The organism is Ruminococcus sp. OM06-36AC (assembly GCF_003438725.1).
Taxonomy (GTDB): Bacteria; Bacillota; Clostridia; order Oscillospirales; family Ruminococcaceae; genus Ruminococcus_C; species Ruminococcus_C callidus.
Genome location: NZ_QSTT01000005.1, coordinates 37,498 through 57,536, shown reverse-complemented (window position 1 = coordinate 57,536; position 20,039 = coordinate 37,498). Strand labels below are relative to the sequence as shown.

Genomic DNA, 20,039 nt, shown 5'->3' with positions numbered 1-20,039 from the left:
ATTGACATCAGCCGCTTTTTCCGCTATAATAAAGGCAATACCGCACAAAGATTGTGCGACAGATGCGTCGTCAAATTTTTCGTCAGATGAAACAAAAAGCGGAGTGAATACTGGATGTATTCACGAGCATTTTTTTGAAATATGAGAGTCTGTTTCGTATCTGACGTATGCAGATTGCGTGCAAAGTCGCTAGACGCTCTTTGTGCGGTATTGCCTAAAAGTAATATTACACACGTTTTGTACGGTGTTGTCATAGGAAAAGGCGGTGAAATCATGCAGGCATTCCCGAAAAAACGCGGCATTCTGGCAGTGTTCCTGACAGATCTGCAATCGGAGTACAATCACACATTGTTAGAGGGCATCACCAAGCAGGCGAATGCTCTCCGCTATGATATTGTCACATTTTCCTTTTTTTCCAATGCCAACTGTGACACGCCGTTTCAGACAGGGGAGGAGAATATTCTTTCACTGTTTCACAAAGGGTATGCCGACGGTATTCTCACACAAAAGGGCATGTTTCAGAAGCCGGAGGTGCGGCAGCGAATCGACCAGATCTGTCTGGAATCCGGTTTGCCGTTTCTGGACATCGGCGAGGAAAATTGTGACGCAGTGTATCCGCTTTGGAATGACCGGAAGATTTTCTGCGATCTGGTGAACCATTTGATCGAAGTGCACCACAAGCGTAAGATCTACTGCCTGACTGGTCCGCCGGAACTGCACCAGTCCCGCAACCGTGTCCTGGGATTTCGGGATGCAATGCAGCAGCACGGGCTTCCGGTGTCGGAACAGATGATATTTTACGGGGATTTCTGGGTGCACTCCGGCGAACGGCTGGGGAATGCCATTGCAGACGGCGGTGTTGCAATGCCGGAAGCGGTGGCATGTGCCAATGCGGCAATGGCAGAGGCTCTGATCCGCACGCTGCAAAAACGCGGCATTGCCGTTCCGGAAGATATTGCAGTCGTGGGGTATGACCCGTTTATGACCAATATGCTCAACGTTCCTTCAATCACTTGTATGACAAGCATGAACTATAATCTGGGAGTCAACAGCGTTTGTCAGCTGCACTACGAAATCACCGGTGAAATCTGTACTCCCATTCCATGCCGACCGGAAGTGCTGGAGCCTGCGGAAAGCTGCGGCTGTACCATGTCCGGAAATGGTGTGTTTGCCGGATACAAGCGAGATCTGGCAGAGCAGCTGAAGTTTGCTTATTTGCTTCAGTACAGCGGCATGATTCAGAAAATTTCCGCACCGGACAACTTGATGGAATTTGCGAAAGAACTGCACCACGTGCTATACCTGATTCGCCGCATCAAGGTGTTCTACCTCTGTATCGGCGAAGACTGGGACGGCATCATCAGCACCAATGGCAGCACATACCGCACCGCAGGGTATCCGGACACATTTTTTCTGTTCCGGCAGGTGTACGGCAGTTCCGATTATGAGATCGTCCACCTGCGGGAATTGGTGGAAATTTTGCAGAATCCGGAAACGCCCTCTGCCTATCATCTGGTTCCGCTGCACTATGAGGACCGCTGCTTTGGATTTCTGGCGGTGGAGTTCGAGGGAGAACAGTACAGCTTGGACAAGCAGTTCCTGACGTGGACGGAATATGTCAGCTCGGCTCTGGAAACCATGCGTATCCGAAACTATCTGAAACAGTTCAGCGGGCGGATCCACCTCACTGCCATTCGCGACCCGCTTACGGGAATCTATAACCGCCGCGGCTTCGAGGAGTTGTCCTCTGAAATTTACGAGCAGTCCATTCTGCACGGGGAGAAGTTCCTGCTGGTGGCAGTGGATATTTACAATCTGCACGAGATCAACCGGAAACAGGGCAGCAACGTGGGGGATAAAATTCTGATGACCGTGGCAGATGCCCTCAGCAGCAGCTGCTTGGGAAACGAAATTTGCTGCCGCTGCAACGGCGACCACTTTTATCTGATCGGTTCCTATTCTTACCGGTTTGATGCTGGCAGAACGCATATCGATGCCATTCAGCAGTACTGCAATCAGCATCTGGAAGAAAGGGAATCCGGTGTGCATGTTAAGCTGCTGATGAGTTGCTTCTGTGAAAAAGTCAGCCAGACGGTATCCCTTGCGGAACTGATCGCCTATGTGGACCATGTCATTGCACAGAAACAGCTGGAGGAGGAAAAGCAGCTTGCCTATTGGAAGAACATGAACACGCTCCGGCAAAAGATCTACAGCCGTCCCCAGGAAAACTGGAACATCGCAGATATGGCACAGATGATGCTGTTGAGCCGTGCCTATTTTCAGCGGCTGTATAAGCAGAATTTCGGTGTCAGTGCCATGTCCGATGTGATCGCTGCCCGAATCGCCATGGCGAAAAAACTGCTGGCAGACGGGCAGAATACCCTTGCGGAGATCGCCGAACAGTGCGGCTATCACAGCGAGATCTACTTCATGCAGCAGTTCAAAAAGGAAACCGGCATGACACCTACGCAGTACCGCACAAAGGGAAATGCTGAATAATCAAGAAAACCCCGCACAGAGTCGTTAGCGGACTTTGTGCGGTATTGCCCAAGCTCTAATATCATAAAAACTGTGAAAAGCTATCCTCTCTCCAGAGGGTAGCTTTTCTGCGTGTACGTGAATTTATCTTCTGTTTAACTTTCGTTTATGGGTATTTACAACGGAACGGATAAACTAAATGTATAGGAAACACTGCATAAAGCTTGTGCGTAAGATGCGTAGCCAGATTTTTCGGCAGATTGCACAGAAATTCCGCAGGCATACTTGATTGTATGGCAAGGGATTTCTGTGCAATCTGCCGAAAAATCTGCAAGCAGATTGCGTGCAAAGCCGTCAGGCGGGCTTTATGCAGTGTTTCCTATAGAACAAACAGAAAGGAAATCTGCACATGAAAAAACAAGAAACCGCTGCCAAAACCACGGCACAGATTTTTCGGGACAATATCTGTACCCTGTTCAATCTGCTGAATCTGTTGATCGCCATTTCCCTGATCGTTGTCCATGCGTGGTCCAACTTATTTTTTATACTGGTTGTGGCAATGAACACGATCATTGGCATTGCACAGGAACTGAAAGCCAAGCGGCTGATCGAAAAGCTGACACTGTTGTCACAGCCCAACGCCTGCGTAGAGCGAAACGGGGAAGCCCTGTCCATTCCCATTGCGGAGGTGCAGGAGCAGGACATTTTGCTGCTGGAAAGCGGCAATCAGATCTGTGCAGATGCCGTTGTCACCTCCGGCGGTATTGAAGTCAACGAGTCCCTGCTCACCGGCGAATCCGATGCCATTTTCAAAAAGGAAGGGGACTCTCTGCTGTCCGGCAGCTCCGTGATCAGCGGCACCTGCAAAGCACAGGTGCTCCGCGTGGGCAGCGACAGCTATGCCTCCAAGTTGACCAAAGAGGCAAAGAAAACCAAAGCCATGCATTCGGAACTGGTGGGCTCCATGCGGAAAGTCACCCGTCTGACCAGCTTCTGCATTGTTCCGCTTGGCATTCTGCTGTTTTTGCAGGCACTGCTGTTTCGGGACAGTTCGCTGTATGATGCAGTTGTGGGCACCTCTGCCGGACTGCTGGGCATGCTGCCGAAAGGGCTGTATCTGCTGATCAGCATCAGCCTTGCCGCTGGAATCATCACGTTGTCCAAGAAAAATGTGCTGGTGCAGGATTTCTATTCTCTGGAAAATCTGGCACATGTAGACGTGCTCTGTCTGGACAAGACCGGCACATTGACTGAGGGAAAAATGCAGGTGGAAAACGCTGTGCTGTTTCCGGAAACGGACAAGGCATTGTTTCAGGAGTGGATCGGGAATTTCCTGACTCACACGCAGGACAACAACGCCACGTTCCAGGCCATGCACGGTTATTTTTCCGGTATGGATACCTTGTCTGTCACAGAGCAGATTCCCTTTTCCTCTGAACGAAAGTGGAGTGCTGTGACCTTTTCCGGCGTGGGAACGTTTGTCGTTGGTGCACCGGAAAAGCTCTGTCCGGATACTACGCTGCCGGAACTGCTGGAATATCAGCGTACCGGAAAGCGTGTGCTTCTGGCAGGCATCACTCGTCAGACTGTGCAAAAGGATCAGCCCCTGCCGGCGGTGCAGCTGTTGGCAATGATTGTGCTGACAGATCCGCTTCGTGCCAACGCTGCGAGAACCATTGCCGACTTTCAGCGGGAGGGTGTTTCTGTCAAGCTGATTTCCGGCGACAATCCGGTGACAGCTTCTGCCATTGCCCAGCAGGCAGGGATTCTTCACGGGGAACGCTGGGTAGATATGCGTGTCATAGATGAATCGGAGATCGACGCGGCGGCACAGCAGTACACAGTTTTCGGCAGAGTGACACCGCAGCAAAAGCGGCAGCTGATACAGGCGTTCCACCGGCAGAAGCACACCGTTGCCATGACCGGCGACGGCGTGAACGATCTGCTGGCACTGAAAGAGGCGGATTGCAGCATTTCCGTGGGACAGGGCAGCGATGCCGCACGGCAGACGGCACAGCTGGTACTGCTGGATTCGGACTTTGCCGTGCTGAAAGATGTTCTGCTGGAGGGCCGGCGTGTGGTACACAATGTCACACGGTCTGCAGGTGTCTTTTTCATCAAAACGCTGTACTCCGTCCTGCTCTGTGCGATTTGTCTGCTGACCAATACACCGTTCCCGTTCGTGCCGATTCAGATCACGCTGGTCGATCTGATCATTGAGGGGTATCCGTCGTTTTTCCTGTCGTTCCTGCCGGATTCCCGTCCGGTTCGCACCCGCTTTTTGCCGGAGGCGATTCGGCGAGCCGCCCCGAATTCCATTGCCATTGGTGTCTGCTTCCTGTTTTACCTGCTGCTTCATGTCATGGGCTTGTTCAGTTTGTCCGGTGAACAGACACAGGCAAATGCACTGTTGTTCCTGCTGATCGGTACGGTGGGACTGCTGGGCGTTTTCAAGATGTGCCAGCCTTTTACCAAAATCAAAGCGTTTTTTGCAGTGACTTCCGCAGCGGGATTTTATGCAGCCATTGCCCTCTGCCTGTGGCTGCAAGATCATCTGCTGCATCTGGACATTCTCCACCTTGCCGTACCCACTTCTACGACACTGCTGTTCTTTGTCCTGCTGGCAATTCTGGCAGTCCTGACGGAACAGATTCTGTCGCGAACGGTGTTTCGGAGAAAAGAAACTGCCGGTGCAGCCGCTTTCCAAATTGACGAATCAGGAGATACGTGATATAATAAAAAAGTGTTAAGGCAACACCGCACAAAGCTTGTGCGTAAGATATATCGTTCAACAGTTGTTTTCAAAGAGGGTGAAAAACTTGACAATTAAGAAACGGCTGTTTCTTTCGAATTTATTTATGCTATTGATTCCGGCGTTGGTCAGCATTCTGGTCGTAGCGGTTTCTGCACTGTTGTTTCTGAACCTGTTTTATAAGCAGGTCATGGACGAAACTGTTCACGGAGAAAATACGGTGCATCTGGAACACCTGCTGGTGAAACAGGCGGAGGAATTCCTGCAAACCGACCACGAGAAGCTGTCGGACTCTACGCTGTATCAGACGGTGGAAAAGTATATCCAGACCCAGAGCATTCAGCTGCAAATTTATGAAGGGAATATGCAGATCTGTTCCATGGGGGACAGAGAGGAAGAACTGGCAGATATGCCGCTGCATGCCCTGTCCAGCGGCAATGTCTATGTAGAGCCGGTTTCTATAAATGATAAGACGTATACCATTTACATTGCCTTTTTTGCACCGGTGCAGGAAAGCACGTGGAATGAAGTCGTCGTAAAATATCTGATCGTGGTGCTGGCGGTGCTGATCGTGGCGGCAGTTTTGGTCACAAACCGGTTTCTCACGAAATTTGTGTTCCGGAAAATCGAACAACCGCTGGACATTCTGACTTCCGGTGTGCACGAGATTCGAGACGGCAACCTGTCGTATCGCATCACCTACACAGAAAAAGACGAGTTCCTGCCGATATGTGAGGACTTCAACCACATGGCAGAACGGCTGCAGCAGTCTATTGAGCAAACTCATCGAGAGGAACGCAGCCGGAAAGAACTGATTGCCGGCATTTCGCACGACTTGCGAACCCCGCTGACTTCCATTAAGGCGTATATCGAAGGACTGATCGAGGGAATTGCCCAGACACCGGAACGACAGCAGAAATACATGCAGACCATTCGGGAAAAGGCAAATGATATTGACCGCATGGTGGATAAGCTGTTCCTGTTTTCCAAGCTGGATTTAGGGGACAACCCGTTTTATCCGGAATCGATTCCGCTGGCGGAGGCTCTGCACAGTCTGCTGGCAGCATATGCTGAAGAATATGCCAGACAGGGCATGAACATTACACTGGATCCGATTCCGGAAAACTGTACTGTCTATGCCGATCCGGTGCAATTCCGGAATGCCCTGACCAATCTGCTGGAAAACAGCCTGAAGTACAAAGATGCCTCCGAAGTGCAGGTACACATCTGCTGTACGGAAACAGCATCGGACGTGACCATTTCCGTAGCGGATAACGGTCCGGGCGTGCCGGAGGCGGATCTGCCGAAATTGTTTGATGTATTCTACCGCAGTGATCCCTCACGGAGCAATCCACAAAAGGGCAGCGGGCTGGGACTGGCGATCACTGCAAAAATTCTGGAACGGTTCGGCGGTTCCATTCGGGCGGAACATGTACAGCCCAAGGGACTGCGAATTCTGCTGACCATTCCAAAGGAGGGAATTTCCAAATGAGCCATATCTGTATTATCGAAGATGATGCCGCCATTGCGGAAATTGAACGGGATTATCTGGAGATCAATGGGTTCACGGTGTCGATTGCCACAGACGGCGTGTCCGGACTGAACCTGACTCAGAAAGAAAGCTTTGACCTGATCCTGCTGGATTTGATGCTGCCGCAGCTGGACGGCTTTACGCTGTGCCGGAAGCTGCGGGAACGGCTGGACATTCCCATTCTCATGGTGACTGCAAAAAAGGAGGACATCGACAAAATCCGCGGGCTGGGACTGGGGGCAGATGATTATATTGTGAAGCCCTTTTCTCCCGGGGAACTGGTGGCGAGGGTGCAGGCACATATTGCCACCTATCAGCGGCTGAAAGCTCCGCAGGAAAGACAGCAGGAGATCACGGCAGGAGCAATTCGAATCTGTCCCAAGTCGCATCGTGTGTTTGTGCGGGAGCAGGAGGTTGCCCTGAAAAACAAGGAGTATGAACTGCTGCTGTTTCTGGTGACCAATGCCGACACGGTATTTGATCGGGAAACCCTGTATGAACGCATCTGGGGCATGGACGCAATGGGGGACAATGCCACTGTTGCGGTACATATCAACCGGCTGCGGGAAAAACTGGAAGATGATCCGTCACATCCCAAGTATATTGAAACCATCTGGGGTGCCGGGTATCGGTTTCATGCATAGGAGATGAATCAGACGTGTGGTTATTTTTTGCACACAATCTGCTGAAAAATCTGCAAGCAGATGGCGTGCAAAGTCGCCAGACGCTCTTTGTGCGGTATTGCCTTAAAATTATTCCTCACGCTGTAAAATTCCCGGCGATCCGCGCCAACAGCAGGATCGTTTCCAAAGCCGTAACCGCACAGCCGGCAATGAAAAACACTGTATTGGCAGTGCCGTAGGCGTGAAAGAGATTCAGGCATACGCCGCCTTTCATCGGATACAAAAGGCGGACTTTTTTCTTGTTGAAAATATCCGTCGCAAGGTGCGACAGAAACCCAATGGTAAAGTAGACTGCGATAGACGGATAGATCAGGCACAGGGCAGCGTCCAGTGCTGCCAGTGCCGTAAAGGAATGCATAAACGAACGGTGCGGCGTTTCCTTTCCGAATGCACAGACCACCAGAAAGAGGGCAACGCCAAGGAGAATTCGCACAATGCTGCTGTTTTGCAGAATGGTCTGCACCAGTCCGAATTTCCCGAAGTAGTCCACTGCCAGAAAGATGACAGCGACGGCAATCGTCAGGAAAATGACCCTGTTTGCATCGCGGTGGGAGGAAGATGTGCCTACGTCAATATCGCTGATCAGTGCCCCGATGGCTCCGATCCCTGCCGCGGTGACAAATCCGGAGAGTGTGTCAGGGTGCGTAATGGCAAGCGTTGCGGCAATGCCCACCATCATGTGTGTTTTTCCAAGCATAGTTGTAGTTCCTTTGTGGTGAATTTTGTATTATTGTAGCATATTTTGTGTTGAAAGTCAATGCTGTAAGAGCAGTGTTCACGGAAATCAATTTTCATGATAGCCTCCCCTGAAAGGGGAGGGGGACCGCCGTTAGGCGGTGGAGAGGTTTTTTCGTAAAATCTTTTTGCGATGTTTTCGGCATAAGTGGGAACCCCTCAGTCAGTGCTACGCACTGCCAGCTCCCCTTTCAGGGGAGCCTCACTTGTCAAACTTCATAATTTGACACAATTTAAATCAACATATTTTTGAAAATTGATTTCCGTGAGCAGTGTTTGTGTAAATCCACTTTCAAGATCATGGAAGGCAGGAGAGAAGTTTTTCGTGGAATTCTTTTTCAGAATATGTTCGTTTTCACGGAGAAACGCCTTTGCCGAACTGGAACAAAACGGAATTTTTGTCATTATCGCACAAATAGAAAGTGTCACTTTTGGTGAAAAAAGAGATTTCCTGCGGCAATTCGCTGTAGCATCTTGACAAATATCCTTCTACATGGTAAACTGTTTATAGTGAATTTGATACAGAATTCCGAAAATTGAAATATTGGAATGTTACCTTTCGACAAGTTTGTCTGATTGGGCATCACCAACTTTTATGCACGCAAAATGGACGCGGTATAGGGGTTGGCTTTTTTTATACCATTTTGAGGTGCTTTATGAAAATTATCAAAGTTATCAATAACAACACAGTATGTGCTTTGGATAAAAAAGGCAAAGAACAGATCATATCCGGAAAGGGCATCGGATTCGGCAAAAAACGCGGCGACGAAGTGGATTCGGCACAGATCCAGAAAATCTATATGATCGCTGATTCTGCCCTGCGGAAACGCATGGTGGAATGTCTGGCGGAAATCCCCTACGAACATATCCGTCTGACATCAGATCTGGTCGATCATATTTCTGAACAGTTTTCACAGGAAGTGTTGAAAGAGTCGCTGATGATCAGCCTTTCCGATCATATCAGTTTTGCGATCGAACGGCAGAAGCAGGGAATCAATTTTGCCAATCCGCTGATGGACTCCATTCACGATTGTTTTCCGGAGGAACTTGCTCTTGGAAACTATTGTCTGGAAGAAATCCGCCGGCAGCTGGGAATATCGCTTCACAAAGACGAAGCCGGCTTCATTGCCATGCATATCATCAACGCACGGCTGCATACCAACATGGGACAAGTTCCGGATATTACAAAGCTGGTGAATGGTTGTGCAGAAATTGCAGATACTTTTTATCAGGGAAAGCTGGACAAGACCACCGTTTCTTACGAACGGTTTCTGGTACATCTGAAGTATCTGGCGAAGCGGCTGTTCCAGTCACAGGAATTCTCCAATGTGCTTAGTCGGGACGAGGAGATTTTAAGCTTTGTCCGGCAGAAATTCCAAAAACATTATCGCTGTGCCAAGTGCCTGCAGGATTATATCCTGAAAAATTTTGCACGCACAATTTCAGAGGACGAAATGATGACATTGGCGTTCCACCTGAAAAAAGTCAGCGAATCCCGTTAAAAACGCTTGATTTCATTACAACTGGTACCTAGGGCAATACCGCACAATCTTTGTGCGGTATTGCCCTAGTAATGATTCCGGCGTGAAGATACAGAACATTATTTTTAGGAGGACTTTTGTAATGAAAGACAAGATTTTCGGCGTATTGCAGCGAGTGGGACGCTCCTTCATGCTTCCCATTGCACTGCTGCCGGTGGCGGGGCTTCTGCTGGGTTTGGGAAGTTCCTTTACAAATGCCACTACAATTGAAACTTATCATCTGGGAAACATCATCTATGAGGGCGGACTGCTCTACACCATTCTGGACATCATGAGCAAGGCGGGAAGTGCCGTCTTTGACAATCTGGCACTGTTGTTTGCCATGGGTGTTTCCATTGGCATGGCGAAAAAAGAAAAGGAAGTCGCTGCTCTTTCCGGTGCGATCGCCTATCTGGTCATGAACACCGCGATCAGTGCTCTGATCTCTGCCAAGGGCGGCGTAGAAGCAATGGCAGCCAACTCCACCACCTCTGTGCTGGGTATCACCACACTGCAAATGGGCGTGTTCGGCGGTATTCTGGTTGGCTTGGGCGTAGCGGCTCTGCACAACCGGTTCTATAAAATTGAACTGCCGCAGGTGCTTTCCTTCTTCGGCGGTACTCGTTTCGTGCCGATCATTTCTACCGTGGTGTACCTGTTCGTTGGTGTCATCATGTTCTTCCTGTGGCCGGTGGTACAGTCCGGTATCTCTCATCTGGGAACGCTGGTGCTTCGCTCCGGTTACGCCGGTACATGGATCTACGGCATTTTGGAACGTGCCCTGATTCCGTTTGGCCTGCACCATGTATTCTATATGCCGTTCTGGCAGACAGAACTAGGCGGCTCCATGATGATCGACGGCAACATGGTTTCCGGTGCCCAGAACATCTTCTTTGCTGAACTGGCTTCCAAGTCTACAACAGAATTTTCCGTTTCTGCGACACGCTTCATGTCCGGTAAGTTCCCGTTCATGATCTTCGGTCTGCCGGCTGCGGCATTTGCAATGTACCGTGCGGCTCGTCCGGAAAAGAAAAAGATGGTCGGAAGCCTGCTGCTTTCCGCAGCCCTGACCTCTATGATTACCGGCATCACCGAACCGCTGGAATTCACATTCCTGTTCGTGGCTCCGCTGATGTATGCCGTACACTGCGTACTGGCTGGTCTGTCCTATATGCTGATGCACATTCTGAATGTTGGTGTCGGCATGACGTTCTCCGGCGGTGCCATTGACCTGACATTGTTCGGTATTTTACAGGGCAATGCGAAAACCCACTGGATCTGGATCGTGGTTGTCGGTCTGGTCTATGCAGTTGTTTACTACTTCGTATTCTACTTTATGATCACCAAGCTGAACCTGAAAACACCGGGCAGAGAACCGGACGATGTAGAGCCGAAACTCTATCGCAGAAGCGATGTTAATGCGGCAAAGGCAGAGAAAAAAGCAGGCGGCAGTGCGGCTGTAGACATGGTCAGTGCAATGGTACTGAAAGGTCTGGGCGGCAAGGCAAACCTGTCCGATCTGGACTGCTGTGCAACACGCCTGCGGGTAACAGTACAGAATGCAGAACTGGTAGACGATGCCATGCTGAAAGCCAGCGGTGCTTCCGGTGTTATTCACAAGGGCAACGGTGTACAGGTTATCTATGGTCCGAAAGTATCTGTTATCAAGTCCAATCTGGAAAACTTCATGGATACGCCGGAAGCAGAGCATCTGGACAGTCTGTTTGCAGAATCCGAAGCAGAAACTACTGTGGAAGAAACCAAGCCGGAACCGGAACAGAATTCTGCTCCCGCAGAAAAGGCGGCTGGTTCCGGAGAATGCCTGACACTGTGCACACACATGAACGGTACGGCGATTCCGCTGGAAGAAGTGGAGGACGAGGTGTTCTCGCAGAAGATTCTCGGTGACGGCATTGCGATTCGTCCCGCAGAGGGCAAGTTGTACGCTCCCTGTGACGGCACCATTGAAACCGTATTCGACACCAGGCACGCTGTGAATATGACTTCCGCAGACGGTGTGGAGATCCTGATGCATATCGGTATCGATACCGTAAAGCTGGAGGGAAAATATTTTGAGGCACATGTCAGTGACGGACAGGCAGTCAAGAAGGGCGACCTGCTCATCAGCTTTGACATGGAAGCAATCACCGCCGCAGGCTACAAGCTGACCACGCCGATGCTGGTTTGCAATGTAGACGATTACGCCGCAGTTACACCGGTGGCACAGGGAACTGTTTCCGTTGGAACGACTGCAATTCAGATCACCAAGTAAACCAACACTGCTTTTGCAGTTGTTAAGGAAACACTGAATAAAGCCCGCCTATCAGCTTTGCACGCAATCTGCGTGTAGATTTTCCGTCATATTGCCCAGAAATCCCTTGCCATACATCGAGTATGCCTGCGGAATTTCTGAGCAATCTGCCGAAAAATCTGACTACGCATCTTGCGTACAAGCTTTATTCAGTGTTTCCTTAGAATAAAATTTATTTAGGAGGAATTACTCATGAAAACATTCACTTACACCATTCAGGACGAAGTAGGTATCCACGCAAGACCGGCAGGACTGCTGGCAAAGAAGGCAAAGGAATTCCAGAGCACTATCACACTGGAAAAGGGCGGCAAGTCCGTAAACCTGACCAAGCTGATGGCAGTCATGGGCATGGGCGTGAAGTGCGGCGACACTGTGACCGTTTCTGTTGACGGTGCAGACGAGGAAACCGCTTTCGCAGAGATGCAGGCATTCTTCCAGCAGAACCTCTGAGTTCTCGGAAAAACATTCATATAGGAGGAAAAATCCATGAATATTTGGCATGACATTGATGAAGAACGCATCTATCCCACAGATTTTATGGCTGTCGTGGAAATCTCCATGGGCAGCAATATGAAGTATGAACTGGACAAGAAAACCGGCATGCTGTCGCTGGACAGAGTGCTGTTCACGGCAACGCACTACCCCATGAACTACGGCTTCATTCCCAGAACCTATGCAGACGACCACGACCCGCTGGACGTGCTGCTGCTCTGCTCCGAGCCGATCCTGCCTATGACACTGGTGCGAAGCTATCCCATTGGTGTCATGACCATGGAGGACGGCGGCATGGGCGATGAGAAGATCATTGCCATTCCCTATGGCGATCCCACCTATATGAGTTATACCGATGTCAGCGAACTGCCCAAGCATATTTTTGAGGAACTGATGCACTTTTTCTCGGTGTATAAGCAGCTGGAACGGGGCAAGCAGACCGAAGTCAAGGACATCGGCGGACCGATGGCAGCAGTGGCAGTCATGGAAAAGGCAATGGAAAATTACCGGAAAAAGTTCGGTACCGCAGAGGCGTAAGGAGAAATCGGAATCATGAAAAAGTTTACCGGAAAAGGTGTGTACGGTGCTGTCGCTATGGGAAAGATCTCTGTTTTTCAGAAGCAGGATACCTTGATTCAGCGGACTTCCGTGAAAGACACCGAAGCGGAAAAAGCCAGAGTAGAGGCTGCCAAAGCCGCAGCAGCAGAACAATTACAGGCGATCTATGAAAAGGCACTGAAAGAAGTGGGTGAAACCAATGCTCAGATCTTTGAGATCCACATGATGATGCTGGAAGATGACGACTACAACGAGAGCATTCAGAACATCATTGATACCCAGAAAGTCAATGCTGAGTATGCGGTTTCCATTACGGCGGACAACTTCGCCGAGATGTTCTCCGCCATGGACGATGCCTATATGCAGGCTCGTGCGGCTGACGTGCGGGACATTTCCGACCGCATCATTGCCAATCTGACGGGAAACGTTGCTGTGCAGGAAGATTCCGGCGAAAAGCACATCATTTGTGCGGACGACCTCGCCCCCAGCGAAACTGTTTCTCTGGATAAGGACAAGGTACTGGCATTTGTGACGGCACACGGTTCGTCCAACTCTCACACAGCGATTCTGGCTCGGAATATGAACATTCCGGCAGTCATCGGTGTGGGCAGCGATTTTCTGAAAGAGGTACAGGACGGCACGGAGGCGATCGTAGACGGCTTTACCGGTGAGATTTTCGTGGAACCGGACGAGGAAACTCGCCGGCGGCTGCTGGAAAAGCAGCAGGCGGACGAGGAGAAAAAGCGTCTGCTGCTGGAACTGAAAGGCAAGGAAAACGTCACCAGGGACGGCACCAAGGTCAACATCTATGCCAACATCGGCAGTGTGGACAATATCGGTGCAGTGCTGCTCAACGATGCCGGCGGTATCGGATTGTTCCGGAGCGAATTTCTGTATCTGGAAAATAATGACTATCCCAACGAAGAACAGCAGTTTCTGGCGTACAAGCGTGTGCTGGAGAGCATGGCGGGGAAGAAAGTCATTATCCGCACGCTGGACATCGGTGCAGACAAGCAGGTGGACTATTTCCACCTGAAAAAAGAGGACAATCCGGCAATGGGCTACCGTGCAATTCGCATTTGCCTGACCAGACCGGAGATCTTCAAGACGCAGCTGCGGGCACTGTATCGTGCGTCCATTTACGGCAATCTGGGAGTTATGTTCCCCATGATCACCAGCGTGTCCGAACTGGAAAAGATCCTTGCCATCTGTGAGGAAGTCAAGGCGGAACTGCGGGAGCAGGGCGTGACCTATTCCGACACCATGGAACTGGGCATCATGATCGAAACGCCGGCGGCTGCCATTATCAGCGACCGTCTGGCACCTATGGTGGACTTTTTCAGCGTGGGTACCAACGATCTCACACAGTACACCCTTGCCTGCGACCGGCAGAATCCGGACATTGAACCGTTCATCGACACTCACCACGAGGCGATTCTGCGGCTCATCGAAATGAGTGCCAAGAACGCCCACGCCAACGGTGCGTGGATCGGCATCTGCGGTGAACTGGCAGCGGATACTACGCTGACGGAAACATTCCTGCGAATGGGCATTGACGAACTTTCCGTTTCGCCGGCGTTCGTGCTGAAAGTGCGGGACGCTGTGCGGAATGTGGATCTGCGGAAGTGAACATGATTCTGATATAAAAAATGCTGTTGTACCTGTATCTGGTGCGGCAGCATTTTGTTTGCGTATTTGCAAAAAGTGTGGTATAATAGAGATAAAATCAACCAAGAGGAGATGCCAAGATGATTCGTGAAATTGTAAAAGACACATTTTTTCTCAGTCAGAAATCCGAGCCGGCAACCAGACAGGATCAGCCGGTAATACAAGACCTGCTGGATACGGTTCGAGCCAACGCTGACCGCTGTGTGGGTATGGCGGCGAATATGATCGGGGAACGAAAGACCATTCTGGTGGCACAGGCTGGAAAAGACTATCTCGTCATGGTGAACCCGAAAGTCGTCGATCATTCCAGGCAGTGTTACGAAACCGAAGAAAGTTGTCTGTCGCTGACGGGACAGCGTCCGGTCAAACGGTACAGCGTGATCGTGGTGGAATATCTGGATCGAAAATTCAAACGGAAAAAGCAGACGTTCCGAGATTTTGAAGCACAGATCATTCAGCATGAAATGGACCACTTCGAGGGAATCATTATATAAGGCAATACCGCACAAAGAGCGTCTGGCGACTTTGCACGCCATCTGCTTGCAAATTTCCCGTCATATTTCACAAAAATGCTCGTGAATACAGCAAGTATTCACTCCGCTTTTTGTTTCATCTGACGAAAAATTTGACGACGCATCTGTCGCACAATCTTTGTGCGGTATTGCCATAAAAAAGAAAGGTGATGCTTTATGCCACAAAACACAAATCAGGAACTGCTGCAGCGGTTTATAGATGCACAGGATCACGGGTATGAATTTGGAGAAACCTATGCCAAGGCACTTGACGAGATGAAACAGGGGCAAAAAATGACACACTGGATCTGGTACGTGTTCCCGCAGATTCAGGGGCTGGGGAAAAGTTTTATCGCGGTGTATTTTTCCATTTACGATCTGGAAGAAGCGGTGGCGTACTATCAGCACCCGATTCTGGGGGCAAGGCTGCGGGAGATCACGGCGGTGCTGCTGGAGATTCCCTCCAATAACCCGTGGAGCGTGTTTGGGCAAACAGATGCACGCAAGGTGCGTTCCTGCATGACACTGTTTCGGCAGGCTGCACCGGACGACGACTTGTTTTCCCGTGTGCTGTACAAATTCTATCGCGGCGTCGAGGACAAAAGAACCTTGGAACAGCTGCACATTTTTTGAAAGGAGAACTGGCATGCGAAACAAAGACCAATTTCGGGGCTGTCTGGTCGGCGGTGCAGTCGGCGATGCTCTGGGCTATGCAGTGGAGTTTCTGGACGAGCAGGAGATTTTCGACAGGTACGGAAAAAACGGAATCACTGCCTATACGCTTTGTGACAGCGTGGCGGAAATTTCCGACGACACGCAGATGACACTGTTCACGGTAAGCGGACTGCTGGAATGTGCCGGAAGTTCCCCGACAGAATGTGAAATTCTTGTGGAATCCGGCAGCTTTGAACACTATTTGCATTGGATCAAAAACGCCTATCTCCAGTGGTATCGGACACAGACTGAAGCGTATCCCTTGGAACAGGTGACCGGCTCGCTGCTGCACATTCCGGAACTGTTTTCCGATCGTGCAGCGGGAATGACCTGTCTTTCTGCTTTGCGGGACGGAGCAAAAGGGCGTGTCGCTTGTCCGGTCAACCAGAGCAAGGGCTGCGGCGGAGTGATGCGGGTGGCACCTATCGGGCTGTTCTTCTGCGACACCGACGCTCCGATAGAAGAAAGCGACCGGCTGGGGGCAGAAGCGGCAGCACTGACGCACGGGCACGAACTGGGGTACATTCCCGCCGCCGCACTGGTACATGTGATTCGAAAAGTGGTGGAGGAGCCGGCTTGCTCACTGCTGTCGGCTGTTACTGACAGCATTGCCGCGGTGCAGAACTTGTTTCCCCACGCACAGAACCTTTCCGATTTTGTGCACCTGATGCAGCTTGCCGTAAAACTTTCCCAGTCTGGGATAGATGACCGCGATGCCGTTCACCAGCTGGGAGAGGGTTGGGTGGCAGAGGAAACCCTTGCCATAGCTGTGTATTGTGCGTTGAAGTACGAGCAGGATTTCGACAAGGCAGTGATCGCCGCGGTCAACCACAACGGGGACAGCGATTCCACCGGAGCAGTCTGCGGCAATCTGCTGGGGGCATATCTCGGCTATGAAGCGATTCCGCAGAAATATCTGGAGCATCTGGAACTGCACGATCTGATTCGGAAATTGGCGGATAGTTTGAGTATGACACCGTGAAAAAAGGAGCAAACCAAAAAATGATTCTCAACATACATGGCTACGGCGGCAGTGCACAGAACAGTGCCTATACAGCGTTGCTTTCGCTGGGCTGCGATGTGACCTCACCGCAGCTGGATTATGATGCAGTGTGTCCGGAGAAAGTGCTGAAAACACTGCGGGAAATGGCTGTGACATGTCATGCGGATACTTTGATAGGGACAAGCTTTGGCGGATTTTTTGCGGCACTGCTCTGTGCGGAACTGCATCTTCCCACCATTTTGGTGAACCCCTGTCTGATGCCGTTTGACATACTGCCAAGGCTCGGAAATACGCAGCCAATACAGCCGCTGATGGTGCTGTTCAGCAAGCTTGCTGCAATCGACAGCAGTCTGGTGCACTGTATCATCGGGGCAGAAGACGAAGTGATCGGAGATCACGCGTTTACGAAACGGCTGCTGTGCGATGCAGATCTTGTGCAGGTGCCGAATGGCAGGCATTCCGGTGCGACACTGCCGCTGCAATCGTTTTTTCAGACAGTTTTGAAGGAGGAAAAATAATATGCTGCATCATATTCTTGTAAAGTGGAATCCCACAGTAGAAAAGCAGGCGGCAGTTCAGGCGGTGCGTGCCTTGTATGCCGAGGCGACGGTGATTTCCGGCGTACACCGTGTGGAAATTCGGGAGAATGTGACTCCGAGGGAAAACCGGTACGACCTGATGATCGTCTTGGACATGGACGACGATGCTCTCCCGATCTGGGACAAGAGCAGCCTGCACCAGAAATGGAAAGCCGAGTTTGGTTCGCGTATCGAGAAAAAGTGTATCTTTGACTGCGAGAGCGTGTGAAAAACAGTTCCTTTGCATTTCCATATGTGTCAACTGAAAACAGTTCCGAAATTTGCCGGAAATTTCGGAACTGTTTTGTATTTTCAGACTTCTGCAATTGTGCTAAAATAAAGTTATCCACAACAGAAAAAGAGGAAGGGAAGTTTGAACAATGTTTTGCAAATACTGTGGAAGTGAAATTGAGGACAATTCCAAATTCTGTGAGAAGTGCGGCAAAAAGCTGGACGAGGCAGTTCCTGCGGCAGAGGCGGAGAGCCCTGTGAAAAAGAAAAAGTCCAAAAAGAAGTGGATCATTCTGGCGGTGGCAGCCGTTCTGGTGGTCGTGGTTCTCGCGGCGGTGATCGGTTCTTCCGGCGACGATTCCGAAGAAAGTACCGGAAATTCCGGAAGCTCCGAATATTCCGAAGTCATTACCCAGCCGCCGACGGAAGCGTCCAAGTATCAGAAAACCAATTCCTACAACATTCCCTGCAACGGCAATTCGGAACTGGCAATTGAAGCAGCCAACGTGTTTGCCGATAAGTATGGCGGTTCCAGTTACAACTGGAACCTGACTAGTGTTGATGCATCAGTTTCCGGAATGGAGGGCACTTATCGGTATACTTACAGCTGGGCAGGCAACACCTATACGGCTACCAGAAAATTCAAAATCACGGACTACGGCACCTACCGGAACTACAGTTGGGAAGGTGACATTGCAAATTTATTTTACGGAAGTTAAGGCAACACCGCACAAAGCCCGCCTGACGGCTTTGCACGCAATCCGCTTGCAGATTTTCCTTAAAAACTGAAAGAGATTTTTCGATATAGTTTAAAGCTATAGGCAACTGCTCTAAAAATATATTTCCCAAACCTGCTGTTTCATGGTATACTAAAATCAAATACATTTGTTCAGAAAGAGGAATTGACTATGCAGAAGATCACATCTCCGTACCGCTATGATTTTGTCGGAAGCTTCCTGCGTCCGGAAAACCTGAAGCAGGCAAGGAAAGATTACAGAGCAGGAAAAATCAGCAAGGAACAGCTGACTGCTGTAGAAGATGCTGCGATTCGTGAACTGGTTGCCAAGCAGAAGCAGGCAGGCTATCACATCATCACAGACGGTGAATATCGCCGTGAATACTGGCATCTGGATTTTATGTGGGGCTTTGCCGGCGTTGGACACGAAAAGACCGGCGGCGGTGTGCAGTTCAATGGAGAAATGGCAGATCTGGAAGATACCTACCTGACCGGAAAAGTCAAGGCAGTGCCGCACCCGTTTGTGACATACTTCCAGTTCCTGAAACAGTTTGAAGATGATGAAACGGTTGCAAAGTATACCATTCCTGCACCGGCACAGATGTTCCAGCAGATGATCGTGCCGCAGAATTTCCAGAGCACCAGAGAATTCTATGCCACCAATGAAGAACTGATCCACGACATCGGCGTTGCATATCAGGAAGTGATCCGGCAGTTCTATGATGCAGGCTGCCGCAATTTGCAGCTGGACGACTGCACTTGGGGTGCGATCGTGGGAAATGCTGCAAAACAGCGGTATCAGTCCTTGGGCATTGATCTGGAAGATGTCAAGAAGCAGCTTCTCGCGGTCAACAATCTGGCACTGGAGAACAAGCCGGCTGACATGGTGATCACTTCTCACATTTGCCGCGGCAACTATCACTCCACATTCTTCACCAGCGGACCGTATGATTCTGTTGCAGACTATGTTTTTGCACAGGAAAATGTAGATGCCCTGCTGCTGGAATATGATGACGAAAGAAGCGGCGGTTTCGAACCGCTTGCAAAGGTTTCTTCGAATAAAAAGGTGGTTCTCGGTCTGATCACTTCCAAGAAGCCGGAACTGGAGGACAAGCAGACAGTTATTGCACGGATTCACGAAGCAGCAAAGTATATTCCGCTGGATCGCCTTTGCCTGAGCCCGCAGTGCGGATTCGCTTCCTGCGAGATCGGCAACAAGCTGACAGAAGCAGACGAGTGGGCAAAGCTCGCACTGGTAAAGGAAATCGCAGAAGAAGTCTGGGGATAATCGCTTTTTCTGAGGCAATACCGCACAAAGAGCGTCTGGCGACTTTGCACGCCATCTGCTTGCAAATTTCCCGTCATATTTCACAAAAATGCTCGTGAATACATCAAGTATTCACTCCGCTTTTTGTTTCATCTGACGAAAAATTTGACGACGCATCTGTCGCACAATCTTTGTGCGGTATTGCCCTGAAACATGCAAATTCTAAAAATGCGTACCGATTTTTGGTCGGTACGCATTTTTTGTAATATC

17 protein-coding genes are annotated in these 20,039 nt (G+C 50.2%); 16 read left to right on the top strand and 1 reads right to left on the bottom strand.

Annotated features, from left to right (window positions below; all coding sequences use genetic code 11):
- The first annotated feature begins 273 nt into the window (after positions 1-273).
- The 4 genes from DXB92_RS06090 to DXB92_RS06070 all read left to right on the top strand — a co-directional run bounded on the left by DXB92_RS06090 (position 274) and on the right by DXB92_RS06070 (position 7,405).
- Complete coding sequence (locus DXB92_RS06090; RefSeq protein WP_040648188.1) at positions 274-2,499, top strand: AraC family transcriptional regulator; 2,226 nt, start codon at positions 274-276, stop codon at positions 2,497-2,499.
- A 388-nt stretch (positions 2,500-2,887) separates the two neighbouring features.
- On the top strand, positions 2,888-5,209 hold the full coding sequence (locus DXB92_RS06080; protein ID WP_117733155.1) for an HAD-IC family P-type ATPase: 2,322 nt from the start codon (positions 2,888-2,890) through the stop codon (positions 5,207-5,209).
- Positions 5,210-5,297: 88 nt separating this feature from the next.
- Positions 5,298-6,722, top strand: coding sequence for an ATP-binding protein (locus DXB92_RS06075; RefSeq protein ID WP_117733153.1), 1,425 nt, complete (start codon positions 5,298-5,300; stop codon positions 6,720-6,722).
- Positions 6,719-7,405: a response regulator transcription factor gene (locus DXB92_RS06070; protein ID WP_117733151.1), complete on the top strand. Its 687-nt coding sequence runs from the start codon at positions 6,719-6,721 to the stop codon at positions 7,403-7,405. Before DXB92_RS06075 ends, DXB92_RS06070 begins: the two co-directional genes overlap by 4 nt.
- 115 nt (positions 7,406-7,520) lie before the next feature.
- Here the strand turns inward: DXB92_RS06070 and DXB92_RS06065 are convergent, their stop codons facing one another.
- Complete coding sequence (locus tag DXB92_RS06065; RefSeq protein WP_117733150.1) at positions 7,521-8,141, bottom strand: metal-dependent hydrolase; 621 nt, start codon at positions 8,139-8,141, stop codon at positions 7,521-7,523.
- A gap of 694 nt (positions 8,142-8,835) precedes the next feature.
- Here DXB92_RS06065 and DXB92_RS06060 point away from each other — a divergent pair.
- The 12 genes from DXB92_RS06060 (at position 8,836) to DXB92_RS06005 (ending at position 19,790) form a co-directional block, all read left to right on the top strand.
- Entirely contained in the window at positions 8,836-9,681 is an 846-nt protein-coding gene (locus DXB92_RS06060; RefSeq protein WP_117733148.1) for a PRD domain-containing protein, read from the top strand.
- Positions 9,682-9,802: 121 nt separating this feature from the next.
- On the top strand, positions 9,803-11,971 hold the full coding sequence (locus DXB92_RS06055) for a PTS transporter subunit IIABC (RefSeq protein ID WP_117733146.1): 2,169 nt from the start codon (positions 9,803-9,805) through the stop codon (positions 11,969-11,971).
- Between the two features lie 231 nt (positions 11,972-12,202).
- Entirely contained in the window at positions 12,203-12,460 is a 258-nt protein-coding gene (locus DXB92_RS06050; protein WP_021682345.1) for an HPr family phosphocarrier protein, read from the top strand.
- A 36-nt stretch (positions 12,461-12,496) separates the two neighbouring features.
- Positions 12,497-13,039, top strand: a complete 543-nt coding sequence (locus tag DXB92_RS06045; RefSeq protein WP_117733144.1) for an inorganic diphosphatase — start codon at positions 12,497-12,499, stop codon at positions 13,037-13,039.
- 15 nt (positions 13,040-13,054) lie between these two features.
- Positions 13,055-14,689 carry a phosphoenolpyruvate--protein phosphotransferase gene (ptsP, locus tag DXB92_RS06040; protein ID WP_117733142.1) on the top strand — a complete coding sequence of 545 codons (1,635 nt, stop codon included), beginning with the start codon at positions 13,055-13,057 and terminating at the stop codon, positions 14,687-14,689.
- Between the two features lie 119 nt (positions 14,690-14,808).
- Entirely contained in the window at positions 14,809-15,222 is a 414-nt protein-coding gene (locus DXB92_RS06035) for a peptide deformylase (protein ID WP_117733140.1), read from the top strand.
- Between the two features lie 195 nt (positions 15,223-15,417).
- Positions 15,418-15,873, top strand: a complete 456-nt coding sequence (locus DXB92_RS06030) for a DUF1810 domain-containing protein (protein WP_117733138.1) — start codon at positions 15,418-15,420, stop codon at positions 15,871-15,873.
- A gap of 13 nt (positions 15,874-15,886) precedes the next feature.
- A complete protein-coding gene (locus DXB92_RS06025) occupies positions 15,887-16,936 on the top strand; it encodes an ADP-ribosylglycohydrolase family protein (RefSeq protein ID WP_117733136.1) in 1,050 nt (349 codons plus the stop codon).
- 20 nt (positions 16,937-16,956) lie between these two features.
- Positions 16,957-17,475 (top strand): YqiA/YcfP family alpha/beta fold hydrolase, encoded by a 519-nt coding sequence (locus DXB92_RS06020; protein WP_117733134.1) that lies wholly within the window; start codon positions 16,957-16,959, stop codon positions 17,473-17,475.
- 1 nt (position 17,476) lies between these two features.
- A complete protein-coding gene (locus tag DXB92_RS06015; RefSeq protein ID WP_117733132.1) occupies positions 17,477-17,764 on the top strand; it encodes a Dabb family protein in 288 nt (95 codons plus the stop codon).
- A 151-nt stretch (positions 17,765-17,915) separates the two neighbouring features.
- The gene (locus tag DXB92_RS06010) at positions 17,916-18,485 is read left to right on the top strand and encodes a zinc ribbon domain-containing protein (RefSeq protein ID WP_117733130.1); all 570 of its coding nucleotides are present in this window, start codon (positions 17,916-17,918) and stop codon (positions 18,483-18,485) included.
- A gap of 189 nt (positions 18,486-18,674) precedes the next feature.
- Positions 18,675-19,790, top strand: a complete 1,116-nt coding sequence (locus tag DXB92_RS06005) for a 5-methyltetrahydropteroyltriglutamate--homocysteine S-methyltransferase (protein ID WP_117733128.1) — start codon at positions 18,675-18,677, stop codon at positions 19,788-19,790.
- The last annotated feature ends 249 nt before the right edge of the window (positions 19,791-20,039 follow it).

Coding starts and splice junctions, on each gene's coding strand:
- DXB92_RS06090 (WP_040648188.1), top strand. CDS start 274: ATGCAGGCATTCCCGAAAAAACGCGGCATTCTGGCAGTGTTCCTGACA.
- DXB92_RS06080 (WP_117733155.1), top strand. CDS start 2,888: ATGAAAAAACAAGAAACCGCTGCCAAAACCACGGCACAGATTTTTCGG.
- DXB92_RS06070 (WP_117733151.1), top strand. CDS start 6,719: ATGAGCCATATCTGTATTATCGAAGATGATGCCGCCATTGCGGAAATT.
- DXB92_RS06065 (WP_117733150.1), bottom strand. CDS start 8,141: ATGCTTGGAAAAACACACATGATGGTGGGCATTGCCGCAACGCTTGCC.
- DXB92_RS06060 (WP_117733148.1), top strand. CDS start 8,836: ATGAAAATTATCAAAGTTATCAATAACAACACAGTATGTGCTTTGGAT.
- DXB92_RS06055 (WP_117733146.1), top strand. CDS start 9,803: ATGAAAGACAAGATTTTCGGCGTATTGCAGCGAGTGGGACGCTCCTTC.
- DXB92_RS06050 (WP_021682345.1), top strand. CDS start 12,203: ATGAAAACATTCACTTACACCATTCAGGACGAAGTAGGTATCCACGCA.
- DXB92_RS06045 (WP_117733144.1), top strand. CDS start 12,497: ATGAATATTTGGCATGACATTGATGAAGAACGCATCTATCCCACAGAT.
- ptsP (WP_117733142.1), top strand. CDS start 13,055: ATGAAAAAGTTTACCGGAAAAGGTGTGTACGGTGCTGTCGCTATGGGA.
- DXB92_RS06035 (WP_117733140.1), top strand. CDS start 14,809: ATGATTCGTGAAATTGTAAAAGACACATTTTTTCTCAGTCAGAAATCC.
- DXB92_RS06030 (WP_117733138.1), top strand. CDS start 15,418: ATGCCACAAAACACAAATCAGGAACTGCTGCAGCGGTTTATAGATGCA.
- DXB92_RS06025 (WP_117733136.1), top strand. CDS start 15,887: ATGCGAAACAAAGACCAATTTCGGGGCTGTCTGGTCGGCGGTGCAGTC.
- DXB92_RS06020 (WP_117733134.1), top strand. CDS start 16,957: ATGATTCTCAACATACATGGCTACGGCGGCAGTGCACAGAACAGTGCC.
- DXB92_RS06015 (WP_117733132.1), top strand. CDS start 17,477: ATGCTGCATCATATTCTTGTAAAGTGGAATCCCACAGTAGAAAAGCAG.
- DXB92_RS06010 (WP_117733130.1), top strand. CDS start 17,916: ATGTTTTGCAAATACTGTGGAAGTGAAATTGAGGACAATTCCAAATTC.
- DXB92_RS06005 (WP_117733128.1), top strand. CDS start 18,675: ATGCAGAAGATCACATCTCCGTACCGCTATGATTTTGTCGGAAGCTTC.